This window comes from Bacteroides cutis, from assembly GCF_900241005.1.
GTDB classification, from domain to species: Bacteria; Bacteroidota; Bacteroidia; order Bacteroidales; family Bacteroidaceae; genus Bacteroides; species Bacteroides cutis.
Genome location: NZ_OEST01000004.1, coordinates 68,444 through 83,848 on the forward strand (window position 1 = coordinate 68,444; position 15,405 = coordinate 83,848).

A 15,405-nucleotide genomic window follows, 5' to 3' on the forward strand; every position below is an offset into this window, starting at 1 on the left:
CGATCTGTTCACTATTGTGGATCGATCTGTCTACAGATGTGAACATATCGATTCACGGTCGTGGTCCCTTTATAAATATAGAACATTAACACAACAAACATAAGGGAATAAACAGAGAGAACTGCGAGGTTAATGTGAAGAAACAATGGTGTTGTATTTAAGAAATACGTATGTTCCGCCGCCGGATGTAGTATCGTCCATCCGATATCACAGTATTTTTATTCTTTAGGAACTTTATGTCGAAATAAATTGTTTACTTTGTACAACTTTTAATAGATGACAGTTTAACGTTCCAATGAGAAGAAAATGGTTAAAGGGAGCACTTTGGGTGTTGCTCACTCCTATTATCCTGTTTGTAATATTGATGATATTGCTTTACGTGCCTCCCGTACAGAATTTTATACGGAAACAGGCCACGGCAATAGCATCCGATGCTACGGGTATGAATATTTCCGTAGAGCGTATAGATCTTCGTTTCCCTTTGAACTTGCTTGTAAGAGGCGTACAGGTGGTACAGCGGGCAGACAGTGCGGTGGATGTGCAACATCCCGATACGTTACTGAGTCTGGAAAGACTGAATGTACGTGTACAAGCATGGCCTTTATTGAAAGGAAGGGTAGAGATCGATGACGTTACTCTGCAACAAGTTGCCGTTAATTCTTCCACCCTGTTGGAAGGTATGCATATTAAAGGTACACTTGGACGTTTCTTCCTTGAGAGCCATGGTGTCGATTTGAAAAACGAAGATGCTGTATTGAATAGTGTGGAACTAAGTGATACCCACATGCAAGTGATGCTTGCCGATACTACCGAAACTCCGAAGGATACCACTGAAACCGCCATGAACTGGCGGATAGCCCTGCATAACTTAAAGTTGAAGAATGTTTCAGTAGATTTACAGATGCCGCTTGACTCCATGGCTTTGGCGGCTCATATTGGAAATGCGAATATTGAAGATGCGAATGCCGACCTCAAACGTCAATTCTATGGGTGGAGAAAGTTTACGCTTTCAGGTTCTACTGTCAATTACGATTCGGGCACGGCTGTTCCTGCCGAAGGCTTTGATGCCTCGCACATTGCATTGCGGGATATCCGTATCGGTATAGACTCTGTGATGACTTACGGACGTAACATGAATGCTGTCATTCGGGAATTTTCCATGTACGACCGTTCCGGGTTGACCGTAACCTCATTGACCGGACGTCTATTTGCCGATTCAACCATTATACGTGTTCCTTATCTGCAACTCAAAACTCCTCACAGTGACATGGACTTGACTGCGCAGACCTATTGGAAATTGGTGGATATACCCACAACCGGACGTTTGACTGCACGTTTCAATGCCAATATTGGCAAACAGGACGTAATGCTCTTTGCCGGTGGACTACCCGAAACTTTTAAAGATGCCTATCCTTTCCGTCCGTTGGTAATTCGTGCCGGTACGGAAGGAAACCTGAAGCAGATGCAGATATCCCGTATTTCGGCCGATCTACCCGGCGCTTTCTCATTGAAAGGTGGTGGCGAGTTTTGGAACCTGACGGATAGTCTGACACGTAGTGGCTCACTGGACTTGGAAATGCAGACGCAAGATCTGAATTTCCTTACCGGACTGACGGGGCTGACTCCTGACGGTTCTATCGTGGTGCCGGACAGTATGAGGCTGGTGGCACGTTTGGGAGTGGAAGGCTCGCAATGCAAAGCTCTTTTGAAGATAAAGGAGGGTGAAGGCTCTCTGGATTTGGATGCCGCCTACCATTTGTCTACCGAAGCTTATCATGCCAATCTCAATATCAATTCCTTGCAACTTCATAATTTCCTGCCCAAAGATTCTATTTATACACTTTCGGCAAATATCGCTGCCAAAGGGCAGGGGGTAGATATAACTTCCCGCCGGACGTTTGCAGACCTGAAAGCCAAGCTTGATGAACTGCAATATGCCCGTTGGAACGTATCGGGCGTAGATTTGACTGCCGGATTAAAGGCTTCTGTGGCAACGATACATTTAACGAGTGATAATGTCCTGTTGAAAATGCAGACGGATGCAGATATGCGTCTTGACAGAAAGTACATGGATGGTAAGCTGGACATGAATGTAGAAAACCTGAATTTGCATAAACTGGGCATAGCACCGAAACCTTTGGAACATCCGTTCGGTTTTCGTCTGGGGGCGGAGGCACGTCATGATTCCATTAAGTTGAAGATGGATGCAGGTGATATGGATTTTCAATTCCGTGCTCGTAGTACTCTGAAGAAGTTACTGGAACAATCGGATGAGTTTGTAACCATACTGATGAAACAGTGGGACGAGAAACGGCTTGATCATGCCGCCTTGCGTCGTGTGCTTCCATCGGCAGGTATGCAGTTGACGGCAAAGCAGCAAAATCCGGTGAGTTATTTTTTGAAGACTAAAGACATTTCATTCAATGATTTCACGCTCCGCTTTGGATCTACCCCGACGAGAGGTATCAATGGACGGACTGCTATTCACGGTTTGCGTATGGACTCGCTGCAACTTGATACTGTTTTCTTGGCTATCAAGCAAGACACCACTCGTATGGCTTTGCAAGGGGGGGTGATTAATGGACCGAAAAATCCGCAATTTGTATTTCGCAGTACGCTCACAGGAGAAATCCGCAGTGAAGATGCCGAGTTGACCGTGAATTATGTAGACGGACAGGGGGAGACCGGTGTACTTTTCGGAGTCAATGCCCGCCCATTGACCGAAGGGAATGGACAGGGCAACGGTGTGTTGCTCAGCTTGACGCCTGCCGAACCTATTATCGCTTTCCGTAAGTTCCATTTTGTAGACAACAGCAACTGGATATATCTACATAAGAATATGCGGGTTTATGCCAATGTGGATATGGATAGCGACAACGGATTGTGTTTCCGGATGCAGTCCGATAAGAACGATAGCATCTCTTTGCAGAATATGAATGTGGAGCTGAGCCGCTTGCAACTGGGAGAGTTGAGTGATGTATTGCCCTATATGCCTCGCTTGACAGGATTGTTTACGGTGGAAGCCCAATATATACAGACGGCTACTTCCTTGCAGGTATCTACCGAAGCCAATGTAGAGAAACTGACGTATGAGCGCCAGCCTATCGGGGACATCGGATTGGGTGCTACCTGGTTGCCCGGTGATAAGGGAGCGCATTATCTGAATACTTATTTTAGCTTTGATAACCAGGAAGTGATGACCGCCGATGGTATACTGACACAAACCAATGGTAAGGATACACTGGAAGTTACCACTAACTTTGAACACTTCCCGATGCGAATAGCCAATGCCTTTATTCCCGACCAGATGGTTTCGCTTTCGGGAGATATCGATGGCGGGATGTACATCTACGGACCGTTGGAAAAACCGGTGGTGAACGGTGATATAACATTCGATAGCGTATCTGTGTATGCCCGTCAGGCAGGAGCCCGCTATTTATTCGACAACCGTCCGGTTCGTGTCAAGGATAATCAACTGGTATTTGATAAGTTTGCTATTTATACTACCAGTAAAAATCCGTTCACGATTGACGGTAAGATCGATTTCCGTAATATGGAACGCCCCACGGCGAACTTGAAACTACTGGCGGAAAACTATACTTTGCTTGATGCACCGCGTACGCGTGAAAGTCTGATTTACGGTAAGGTCTTTGTAGACTTGAACGCTGCGATACGTGGTCCGCTGGATGCCCTGAATATGCGTGGAAACATGAACTTACTGGGTAATACGGATGTGACATATGTCTTGACGGACTCTCCGTTGACAGTGGAAGACCGTTTAAGCGGACTGGTAACTTTTACTTCTTTCACGGATACTACATCGGTACATGCTGATGATACTCCTGCCATGTCCTTGGGAGGTATGGATATGATTATGTCCGTACATATAGACAATGCCGTACGTTTGCGTGCCGACCTTAGTCCCGACCGGAGCAAGTTTGTGGAACTGGAGGGTGGCGGTGACCTGAATATGCAATATACTCCACAGGGAGACTTGAGCCTTACCGGGCGCTATACGCTTTCGGGAGGTGTCATGAAGTATTCATTGCCTATCATCCCTTTGAAGGAGTTCCAGATTAATAGTGGCAGTTATGTAGATTGGCGGGGTAATCCGATGAATCCTACGATTAACCTGAAAGCGACGGAACGCATGCGTTCTTCTGTGTCTGATGGAGACGGAGGATCGCGCATGGTGAACTTTGATGTGTCCATTGCCATCAAAAATCGTCTGGAAGCGCCTGAACTGGTATTCGATATCGCTGCTCCGGACGATGCTACCATTGAAAATGAGTTGCAGGCGATGGGAGCCGAAGAGCGTAGTAAGCAGGCTATTGCTATGCTGGCTACGGGAATTTATCTGAACAGTGGCGTGAAAGGTGGTGGCCTGAGTATGGGTAGTGCGCTGAATAGTGTACTGCAAAGCCAGATTAACTCTTTGGCAGGGTCTGCTCTGGAGAGTGTGAATGCCAACTTCACGATGGGGGTGGAAGACCGTACTTCTGCCGAAACGGGCGACAAACAGACCGATTATAGTTTCCGCTATTCGCAACGCCTGTTCAATGATCGTGTACAAATAGTTATCGGTGGTAAAGTGTCTACGGGTGCCAATGCCACGAACGATGCCGAATCGTTCATTGATAATATTTCATTGGAATACAGGCTGGATGCTTCAGGTACTCGCTATGTACGTGTGTTCCACAACAAGAATTACGAAAGTGTGCTCGACGGGGAAATTACCGAGACGGGTGTGGGTATTGTGCTACGCCGTAAGACGGATCGTTTGGGAGAACTTTTCATCTTCAGGAAAAAGAAGAGTAATAAGGTGACGGTGGCGGAAGATGAAAAGTGATAAGGTGACAGAGTGATAAAGCGAAAAAACGATATGAAACGACTGATACTATATATTATAGGATTGATATTTCTGGCAGGTTGTTCCACTACCAAGCATCTGCCGGAAGGAGAAATACTTTATATCGGGCAGAAACCGATGATAGTGGAAAACCGCAGTGAGACGCCGGTAGGTGAAACGGCTATGGAGGAAGTGGAAGCTGCGTTGGCTACAGCACCGAACAACGCTTTACTGGGTAGTTCGACCATACGTTATCCATTCCCTCTCGGATTGTGGGTGTATAACGGTTTTGTGAAATACAAGAAAGGTTTCGGTAAATGGATATTCAACCGTTTTGCTGCCAAGCCGGTACTCATGTCGACAGTGAACCCCGATATCCGTGAGAAGGCGGCTACAAACTTGTTGCGTGATTACGGTTACTTTAATGGAACCGTGAGTTATAAGACCTTTATCGATCCAAAGGATTCATTGAAAGCGAAGCTGCAATATACGGTAGATATGCGAAACCCTTATTTTATTGATACCGTCTATTATCGCGGTTTTACAGAGCGTACCCTGCGTATCATGGAGATGAGCCGGCGCCGTTCGCTTATCAGTCCGGGGGAACAGTTTAACGTGACGGATTTGGATGGTGAACGTACTCGTATCAGTACATTGTTGCGTAACGTAGGTTGTTATTATTTCCGTCCCGATTACCTGACTTATCAGGCTGATACCACTATGGTGCCGGGCGGTCATGTCACTATGCGGATGGTACCCGTTGCTGGTATGCCTGCTGTGGCGGAAAAACCGTTTTATGTAGGTAACAGGGCTTTTTATCTTTATGGAAAGCAGGGACAAGAACCTAATGACAGTTTGGATTATAAGGGACTGCGCATTTACTATCATGATAAGTTGCGTGTCCGTCCCAATATGCTCTACCGTTGGCTGGATTATCAGGCTTATCGGTCGAAACGCCAGGTACAGGATAGTACAGGTATGTCTCGCCGCCGTTCCATGGAACATTTATATAGTCTGTATCGCCAGACCCGTGTACAGGAACGTTTAGCCAATGTAGGTATCTTCCGTTATCTTGAAATGCAATATACACCGCGCGACACGACTTTCGCTTCCGATACGCTCGATTTGAATATCCGTGCTGCACTGGATAAGCCATACGATGCCGAACTGGACTTCAACGTGACGATGAAAAGTAATAATCAGACTGGACCGGGAGCTTCGTTTACTGTAACCAAGAACAATGTCTTTGGAGGTGGTGAGTCGTGGAATGTAAAACTGGACGGTTCGTATGAGTGGCAGACGGGTAAAGACCGTTCTTCTTTGATGAACAGCTATGAGTTGGGACTTTCTACCTCATTGATGTTCCCTCGTGTCGTCTTTCCCCGTTTTGGAGATAAGGAGTATGACTTCCCGGCTACTACGACCTTCAAGTTGTATGTCGACCAGTTGAACCGTGCAAAGTATTATAAATTACTGGCGTTCGGTGGAAATGCTACATACGATTTTCAGCCGAAGCCTACGAGTAAACATAGCTTTACACCCTTTAAGCTGACTTTCAATGTACTACGTAATCCAACCGAGGCTTTTAAGGAGTTACAGGATGATAATCCTGCGCTCTATGTAAGTTTGCGTAATCAGTTTATTCCTGCCATGGAGTATACTTATACATATGACAATGCCTCTTTGCGTAAAGTGCGTAATCCTATCTGGTGGCAGACTACGCTTGCTTCGGCAGGTAATCTGACTTCATGTATTTATCGTATATTCGGTAAACCTTTCAGCGAGAGAGATAAAAAATTGATGGGGGTACCTTTTGCGCAATTCCTGAAGTTGAACAGTGAGTTCCGTTATCATTATAAGATTGACAAGAACCAAATGATAGCTTCCCGTATTGCGGGTGGGGTGATATGGTCGTATGGAAATGCGTTGGCTGCCCCTTATACCGAGCAGTTCTATATCGGAGGTGCCAATAGTATTCGTGCGTTCTCGGCGCGTAGTGTAGGTCCCGGTGGATATGTGCCGGATAAAGAGAGTAAGTATTCCTTTATTAACCATGTGGGTGATATCCGCATGGAGGCCAATATAGAATATCGTTTCCGTATTCTCGGTGACCTGCATGGAGCGGTATTCCTGGATGCGGGCAATGTCTGGCTGATGCGTAAGGATGAAGCGCGGCCCGGTGGTGAACTGACTCTAAAGAATTTCCCGAAACAGATAGCTCTGGGCACGGGTACGGGATTACGATATGATTTGGATTTTCTCGTTTTCCGTCTGGATTTAGGTATCGGTCTGCATGATCCGTATGATACCGGTAAGTCGGGATATTACAATATTCCAAAGTTCAAGGATAGCTTGGCGCTACACTTCGCTATCGGTTATCCGTTCTGATGGGTTAAAAGTGGAAGTGATAATATCTATTTTTGTACGATTGTAGCAAAGAATGAACTAAAATTCCCTTCTTCTGATTTTAATTTTTGTACATTTGCCAACGTAATCAACTATGATGAACTAACCTTTTTAAATAATAACTAATATGAAACCAACTTTATTCTTATTGGCTGCCGGTATGGGTAGCCGTTATGGTGGCTTGAAACAGTTGGACGGTCTGGGTCCTAACGGTGAAACTATTATGGATTATTCCATTTACGATGCGATCAATGCCGGATTCGGTAAGCTCGTTTTTGTGATCCGTAAAGATTTTGAACAAGATTTCCGTGATAAGATTATTTCTAAATACGAAGGTCATATTCCGTGTGAAATGGTGTTCCAAGGGTTGGATGCTCTCCCTGAAGGTTTTACTTGTCCGGCAGACCGTACCAAACCTTGGGGAACCAACCATGCTGTAATGATGGGGGCTGATGTAATTAAAGAACCGTTTGCCGTTATCAACTGCGATGATTTCTATGGCCGTGATTCTTTTCAGGTAATGGGTAAATTCCTTTCCGCACTTCCCGAAGGTTCAAAGAATGTATATTCTATGGTAGGTTTCCGTATTGGAAATACATTGAGTGAGAGCGGTACTGTATCTCGTGGCCTTTGTGGAACAGATGCCAATAATCTCTTGACCTCTGTTGTAGAACGTACCAAAATTCAACGTATGGATGGAGAGGTGAAGTATATTGATGATAACGGTGAGTGGACATCTACTCCTGACACTACTCCGGTCAGCATGAACTTCTGGGGCTTTACTCCCGACTATTTCGCTTACAGTCAGGAATTTTTTAAGACATTCCTCAGTGACCCGAAGAATATGGAAAATCTCAAGAGTGAATTCTTTATTCCATTGATGGTTGATAAGTTGATTAACGATGGTACTGCCACAGTGGAAGTTCTTGATACGAACAGTAAGTGGTTCGGTGTAACTTATCCTGAAGATCGTCAAAGTGTGGTCGATAAAATCCAGGCGTTGGTGGATGCCGGAGAATATCCTGCTAAACTTTTCTAAAGCTGTATAATCGTTTCACATGCTCCTGCTACGGTGGTGTGTGGTGAAGATAAATATTTTGCCTGCGCAGTTTCTGCGCAGGTTTTTTATTAACAGTCGTTCTGCATCAAGATTAAAGGGGGGGAAGTTGCGTCCAGTAGTAATATATGAACAGTTTATTATGCCAGATTATAATCAATAGCATGTAGTTCCGCTACTCCTTTCGGTACTGGAACCGAATTCCCATTGCAACTGAAGTTAACTTACATGACGATGGTGAGCTACGGACTGTTTGTCATGTCATGGTTTATGCCGGTCCGGCATTCCGGTAATCTATCGGTGACATTCCCGCCCGGCGTTTGAAGAACTTACCAAAAGAGGACTGGTCGGCAAAGTTCAGGGCACTGGCTATTTCCTGCACGGACAGTTTGGAGCAGGTAAGCAGGTTGCGCGCTTCGCTGAAGAGCATTTCAAAGATAAAGTCACTGGCACTCTGTCCTGTGACGCGTTTCACTATTAACGTAAGGTAGTGGGGTGAGAGGTTGAGGCGTGACGCGTAGAAATCTACTTTATGTTCCCTGTGATAGTGCTGTACCAATAGTTCGATAAAAGAGCGGATAATTCCCTCTTGGCGGGTCAGGTTGACGTCGTCGTTTTGGATAACCTGCCGATCAATGATGTCGCTCAAGTCGAGATAGAAGGCGAATAGCGTATTTAGTATCACCTCCTTGTAGTGTCGGTGGGTGGTGTTGCCGATTGCCCGGTTGATGGTGGATAATCGTGTAGACAGAAGAGAGAAATCCGGATTGCTCATCATGAGTATGGGGTCGTTGTATAGCTTTACGCCATATCTGATTCGTTTGTAAATCATATCGGTAGAGTCCATTTCCTCCATAAAATCCTTGCTGACCATGAGGCAAAGACAGCTGAAATCGGGACTCCAGTTCTCGAAGTTGAACAGGTGCGAGGCTGAAAGGACAAGTATTGTATGGGTGGCAACCGGATGAGGCTTGTGGTTGATATTTGCACGGGATGTTCCAGATAAAACCAATATGCAGACGGATGCTTTGAAGAATACCGGAGAAGACAGATGTTGCCGGATACCGTTGGCGTCCAATTCAAAGCAGTTGATTTTCCTGCGCATGATTTCTGTATATCCCTGCACAAAGTCGTTAATACTTTTGATATGAACGGTACGCTTCATGATTCAATCCTTCCTTTTTATTCTTGTTTATTTCCGTGCAAAGGTACTCAAAAACTGCGAATTGGTACAAATAAAACCAATTTTGTGTAATTTGGAATTTCAAGGAATAAGGCCTTTTGTCGAACTTTGTCGCCGGTTTTCGTTACAATAAGAACATTATATAGGTATTGGTATGACTAAAACATTCAAAGTCCTATTCCTTTTTTTAGGAATGGGCAGTGACATTTGTATTTCGGCTCAAACCCCTTCGAACTGTGTTTTGAGTATAGAGAGGATGTTCGAACTGGCTGATAGGAACAGCCGTAGTATCCGGACTTTTGATTTGGCAGAACAGGAAGCCGCCCAAGCGATAAAGGTGGCGAAGAATGCCCTGCTCCCTTCGATTGACGTGTCACTTTCCGCCAGTTATCTGGGCGATGCCTGCATCATCGACCGTGACTTTTCCGGCGGCGTAAATGCCCCTATGCCGCACTTCGGGAATAACTTAGCTATCGAAGCCTCGCAAGTGCTGTATGCTGGCGGAGCTATCACGAGCAACATCACATTGGCAAAACTCCGCCAACAAGTAGCGCAGTTGGATAAGGACAAGAACCGGCAGGACATCCGCTTCCTCCTGGTGGGTAACTATCTGGAGCTGTACAAGCTGCGCAACCAGGCGGAAGTCTATCAGCAGAATATCGAACAGACCAGGCGCCTGCTGGCCGATATCACGGCAAAGGAACGGGAAGGTCTTGCCTTGAAGAACGATATCACCCGCTATGAATTGCAACTGAAGTCCCTGGAACTGGCGCTGACGCAGATTGAGAACAGCCGGATTATCATCAACAACCAGCTTGTCACCATTGTGGGGTTGCCGCAGGAGACGGTCATTGGCATTGACACCTGCCTCCTTGATAAACTTCCTCCCGTCTTCCCCGAAACGGAATGGCAGAATATGGCTGCCGACTGGCTCCCTGCCTTGAAGCAAGCGGAACTGGGCATCCGACAATCCCGGCAGGGCGAGAAACTGGCGAAGTCCGAACGTCTGCCGTCCGTCGCCTTGTTTGCCGCAAACCTGCTTGATGGTCCGATTACCATTGAAGTGCCGCCCATCAACAAGAACTTGAATTATTGGTACCTCGGGGTAGGGGTGAAGTTCAATATCGCCTCCATCTATCAGTCCGGCAAGAACATCCGCAAGGCGAAGATTGCCACACAGCGTGCCGTGGAGAGCAAAAATCTGCTGCAAGAGAACGTGCAGACCGATATCAAGGCTGCATATATCCGCTTCGGTGAAGCCTTCACCATTTACGACACACAGATAAAGAGCCTCGAACTGGCCAACCAGAATTATGATATCATCCGCAATCGCTATCTGCACGAACTGGCGCTGATTACGGATATGCTCGATGCCAGCAACTCCAAACTGAGCGCGGAGTTGCAGGTGGCGAACGCACGGATTAATATTCTGTTTAATTACTTCAAGTTGAAGAAGGCGGTGGGAAGTTTATGACCCCTCGGGTCCTCTGAAGGGGGATACTCCAATAACAAAATATATTAAGTAACACTATCCCCCTTCCCCTTTAGGGGGTCTGGGGGGGATGAAAAATAAATAGCAATGAAGCACAAGACTAAAAAGTTAATCTACAACATCGTAGTAATCCTCCTTATCCTGGCAGGCATCTGTTGGGTAAGTTCCCGTTTCATCCACCTGGGCAATGTGGAGTTCACCGACAACGCACAAGTGAAGCAACTCATCGTCCCCGTGAACTCCCGCGTACAGGGCTTTATCAAGGAAATCCGCTTTGCAGAGAACCAGACGGTGCGCAAGGGCGATACCTTGGCTCTGATAGAAGATACCGAATACCGTTTCCGTCTGGCACAGGCAGAGGCGGACTATCAGAACGCCTTGTCCGGCAAGTCGGCCATGACGACCACGATAAACACTACGCAGAACAATATCTCCGTATCCGATGCCACCATCCAGGAAGCCCGCATCCGTATGGAGAATGCCGAGCGCGAGTACAACCGCTACAAGAACCTTTTTGAGCAGGAAGCCGTCACCCGACAGCAATACGACGGGGTGAAGACGAACTATGATGCGCTGAAAGCACGCTATGAAGTGCTGCTGCGCCAGAAGCAATCCACCACGCTCGTGAAGCAGGAGCAGACGCAGCGCCTCGACCAGACCGTAGCCGGCATACAACTTGCCGAGGCAGCCCTTGCCTTGGCGAAGCTGAACCTGTCCTATACCGTCATCCTTGCCCCTTGCGACGGAACCACCGGACGCAAGAACATCCAGGAAGGGCAGTTGATACAGCCCGGACAAACCATTGTCGATGTGGTCGATGCCAACGACCGTTGGATTATCGCCAACTACAAGGAGACGCAGACCGCGAATATCAAGGAAGGGAATCCGGTCGAGATAGAAGTCGATGCCATTCCCGGCGTAACCTTCCGTGGAGTGGTGAAGTCACTGTCGCGTGCCACGGGTGCCAGTTTCTCCCTGCTTCCGCAGGACAACTCCGCCGGAAACTTCGTAAAGATAGAACAGCGTATCCCCGTCCGCATCGAGTTTGCGCCGGACAATCGCCCCGAAGACATGAGCCGCCTCTGCGCCGGTATGAACGTAGAATGTGAAGTAAACTATTAATCCCATGCACGAAACAGGACCTTTTTCCATCCCCGCTATCCGCAGCTTCGTCCCGGAGCGGTGGAAGCCGTGGATCATCATCTTCATGGTCATCATCTTCCAACTGTCCGGCGGCGTCTATATGGCGGCGGCGGGCGAGATGGTGGGCTCGCTGGCATTGATGCAGGAGGATATCATGATGGCGGGCTACGCCTCAATGGCTGGCATGGCGCTGACGTTTGCCGTCATGTTCCGGCTCAAGTTCCAGTTCACCTCGAAGGTGGCGTTCCTCACCTGCTGCACGGCGCTCATCGTCTGTAATCTGGTTTGCGTCCATACGGATTGCGTGCCCCTGCTTGTGGGAGTCAGCTTCATTTCGGGCTTCTTCCGCATGTGGGCTACCTTTGAATGCAACTCCACGATACAGCTCTGGCTCACCCCGAAGCGCGACCTTTCCATCTTCTTCTGCTTCATCTACCTGTTGGTGAACAGTTGTATACAGCTTTCGGGGCTTGCCACGATTTACGTTTCCTACTTCTCGAAGTGGGAGTATATGCATTGGTTCATCATCGGGCTGCTGGGCTTCGTGATGCTGCTTGTCATGCTGCTTTTCCGTAATATCCGCGTGCTGCGCCGCTTGCCGCTCTACGGTATCGACTGGCTGGGCGCGTTGCTGTGGGGACTGACGTTGCTATGTATCGTCTTTGTCTGTCTTTACGGCAACCATTACGACTGGTTCGAGTCCGACTGCATCCGCATGGCCACGCTTGCGGGACTGGCGATGCTGCTGCTCAACATCTGGCGGGCATCCTTCATCCGCCATCCGTTCATTGCGCTCCGGACATTCGGCTACCGCATGGTGTGGCTGCCCTTCCTTCTTTATATACTGATAGATTTCCTGCTGTCCCCCTCGCACCTGCTGGAACACATCTATCTGGAAGGTGTCTTGGGGTACGATTCGCTGAACACGGTTTCACTGAATTGGGTGGTACTGCTCGGCATCGTGACGGGGGCGCTGTTCACCTGGCGGACGTTCGCCTTGCGCAAGTGGAGCTATAAAGTGATGACGGTCATTGCTTTTTCCGCTATCGTGGGCTATCTGGCGATATTCTATTTCACTATCGACTACAATCTGCCCAAGTCGACACTGGTGCTGCCCATCTTCCTGCGCGGCTTCGGCTATGTCATTATTGCGATTTGTTTCCTTACCGCCCTGTCCCGTGTGCCGTTCGAGCACTTCTTCCAGGCAGTAGGCGTGCAGGCGTTTGTTAGCGCAACCTTCGGTGGGGTACTGGGTGCGGCTGTGCTGACCGAACTGCTGAAGTTCACGCTGAAACGCAATGCCATGCTCCTCGGTGCAAACCTCGACCACGTCAACCCCCTTGCCTCGCGTCTTCCCTTGGGGCAACTCTACGGCGCCGTGCAGCAACAGGCTCTCATGGTGTCGATGAAAGAGATATTCGGGTGGCTCACGCTGTTAGGATTATTCTGCCTGCTCCTGTTCCTGGTGAACGAAAGCAAGGTGCGTCCGCAGAATGCCATCCACCCCACCTATAAGGCGATACGCCGGCTGATGAAGCGCGAGGCTATTTCGTAATCCAACCGACGATTTCCTCGGACATCGGGTCGGTGGTAGAGCCGTAGGAAGCCACCCATTTCCCGTTTTCGTCAATCAGGAACTTATGGAAGTTCCATCCCACTTTGGCGTCCTCCACCCCATTCTCACTCTTCTGCGTGAGCCATTGGTACAAGGGCGCCACGTCTTTTCCCTTTACTGAAATCTTTGCCATCATGGGGAAGGTGACGCCGTAGTTGGTGGTGCAGAATGCCTTGATTTCTTCATTGCTGCCCGGTTCCTGGTGCAGGAAGTTGTTGGCGGGGAAGCCGATAACTACGAAATTGTTTTTCCCGTAGGTTTTGTAAAGTTCTTCAAGCTTGGCATACTGTGGTGTGAAACCGCATTTGGAGGCAACGTTCACCACCAGAACCTTCTTCCCCTTGAACGTGGAGAGCGGCAGGTCTTTGCCGTCGATGGTTTTTACTGTGAAGTCATAGAAACTCTTTTGCTGGGCTTGTACAGTTGTTACCATAATTGTAAGGATTAGGGTTATAAAAAAAGTTTTCATACCGATATTTGTTAGGTTTAGGATAGTAACAACGGGAGAGGGGGGAAAGTTGATGCGGGATGCGTTTCTTCTTATTCCTTCCACTTTCGGAACATCTGCGGCGTCATCCCCACATGCTTCTTGAAGAACTTGTTGAAGAACGCCGCATTATTGAACCCCAGGCTTAGCGCAATGTCCTTTACCGGAGCTTCGCAGGTGTACAGTTGCGTCTTGGCATCCATGATGAGGGCATTGTTGATAATCTCCATCGCCGTCTGTTCTGACTCTTTCTTCACCAGCCGGCACAGGGCGGCGGACTTGATATTCATCTCCCCGGCATAGAACGCCACTTGGTGCTGCTGCGGATAGAAGGCGTGCACCAACCGGATGAAGCGCCGGTATTGCTGGAAATGCCTGCTGCCGGGAACCTCTTTGATGGCGGCTTGTTCCGGACAGAGCTCGCAGGTTCCCTGTACAATCAGAGTGAGCAATGTCTGCAAGATGGGTTGGCTCAACAGATGCCCGGCTTGCCGGTAGAGATGTGCCAGAAGTGCGAACATTTCCTCATAGAGCGGAAAGGTAATCTTGGACAGCGGGAGCACATAGTACTTGCCGAGGAGGTGGAACTTGTCAATCATCTCCTTGCCCATCCTGGTTTCCTGGATGAGCTTCTGGGAGAAAACCACAATCTGTAGTTGCAGGTCTTCCGAGGCGGATAGGTACTGGATGAATGTTTAGGGAGGATTCGCTTTGTGCCATCCTGTCCGAGATAGCCAAGGCGCAGGAAATGAATATGCGGGAAGGAGTGAAGATGCTTCTGGAACTGCCGGAGCGGGACATCTCGATATATACGGACCCGGCACGCCTGGGGCAAGTGGTTAATAACTTGATAAACAATGCTGTGAAGTTCACCCAGAAAGGCTCTATCTCCTTGGGATGCAACCTGCTGGATGATGGAAAGGTGGAAATCTACGTGAGGGACACAGGAACGGGCATGTCCGGAGAAGTACTCTCCCATATTTTTGAACGCTTCTTTAAAGGAGATGCTTTTGTACAGGGCACAGGCTTGGGGCTTGCCATTTGCCGCACCATCGTCGAACGTTTCCACGGAAAGATAAACGCGGTTTCCAAGGAAGGCAAGGGGAGTTGCTTCACCATAACTTTGCCGTTACAGACTATTTGAAATGAGAATAGGTTATATCCGGAAAGGGA

General features: G+C 48.1%; 10 protein-coding genes. 7 read left to right on the top strand and 3 right to left on the bottom strand.

What is annotated here, in order from left to right; genetic code table 11:
* Positions 1-295 precede the first annotated feature (295 nt).
* From C1A09_RS09960 to C1A09_RS09970, 3 genes are all read left to right on the top strand, one after another.
* The gene (locus tag C1A09_RS09960) at positions 296-4,849 is read left to right on the top strand and encodes a translocation/assembly module TamB domain-containing protein (RefSeq protein WP_101543587.1); all 4,554 of its coding nucleotides are present in this window, start codon (positions 296-298) and stop codon (positions 4,847-4,849) included.
* 33 nt (positions 4,850-4,882) lie between these two features.
* The gene (gene tamL / locus C1A09_RS09965) at positions 4,883-7,237 is read left to right on the top strand and encodes a translocation and assembly module lipoprotein TamL (RefSeq protein ID WP_101543589.1); all 2,355 of its coding nucleotides are present in this window, start codon (positions 4,883-4,885) and stop codon (positions 7,235-7,237) included.
* 145 nt (positions 7,238-7,382) lie between these two features.
* Positions 7,383-8,294 (top strand): nucleotidyltransferase family protein, encoded by a 912-nt coding sequence (locus tag C1A09_RS09970; RefSeq protein ID WP_101543591.1) that lies wholly within the window; start codon positions 7,383-7,385, stop codon positions 8,292-8,294.
* A gap of 286 nt (positions 8,295-8,580) precedes the next feature.
* On the opposite strand, the gene C1A09_RS09975 is transcribed toward C1A09_RS09970, so the two are convergent.
* Positions 8,581-9,477 (bottom strand): helix-turn-helix domain-containing protein, encoded by an 897-nt coding sequence (locus C1A09_RS09975; RefSeq protein ID WP_101543594.1) that lies wholly within the window; start codon positions 9,475-9,477, stop codon positions 8,581-8,583.
* 172 nt (positions 9,478-9,649) lie between these two features.
* On the opposite strand from C1A09_RS09975, the gene C1A09_RS09980 reads away from it, so the two are divergent.
* From C1A09_RS09980 to C1A09_RS09990, 3 genes are all read left to right on the top strand, one after another.
* Complete coding sequence (locus C1A09_RS09980) at positions 9,650-10,969, top strand: TolC family protein (protein ID WP_101543597.1); 1,320 nt, start codon at positions 9,650-9,652, stop codon at positions 10,967-10,969.
* Between the two features lie 105 nt (positions 10,970-11,074).
* Entirely contained in the window at positions 11,075-12,109 is a 1,035-nt protein-coding gene (locus C1A09_RS09985) for an HlyD family secretion protein (protein ID WP_101543600.1), read from the top strand.
* Positions 12,110-12,113: 4 nt separating this feature from the next.
* Positions 12,114-13,685 carry an efflux MFS transporter permease gene (locus C1A09_RS09990; protein ID WP_101543602.1) on the top strand — a complete coding sequence of 524 codons (1,572 nt, stop codon included), beginning with the start codon at positions 12,114-12,116 and terminating at the stop codon, positions 13,683-13,685.
* On the opposite strand, the gene C1A09_RS09995 is transcribed toward C1A09_RS09990, so the two are convergent.
* Positions 13,675-14,214 carry a glutathione peroxidase gene (locus tag C1A09_RS09995; protein WP_101543605.1) on the bottom strand — a complete coding sequence of 180 codons (540 nt, stop codon included), beginning with the start codon at positions 14,212-14,214 and terminating at the stop codon, positions 13,675-13,677. The genes C1A09_RS09990 and C1A09_RS09995 overlap by 11 nt on opposite strands.
* Before the next feature lie 71 nt (positions 14,215-14,285).
* Positions 14,286-14,843 (bottom strand): helix-turn-helix domain-containing protein, encoded by a 558-nt coding sequence (locus C1A09_RS10000; protein ID WP_145998982.1) that lies wholly within the window; start codon positions 14,841-14,843, stop codon positions 14,286-14,288.
* A gap of 80 nt (positions 14,844-14,923) precedes the next feature.
* Here C1A09_RS10000 and C1A09_RS10005 point away from each other — a divergent pair, with 80 nt between their 5' ends.
* A complete protein-coding gene (locus C1A09_RS10005) occupies positions 14,924-15,376 on the top strand; it encodes a sensor histidine kinase (protein WP_101543609.1) in 453 nt (150 codons plus the stop codon).
* The last annotated feature ends 29 nt before the right edge of the window (positions 15,377-15,405 follow it).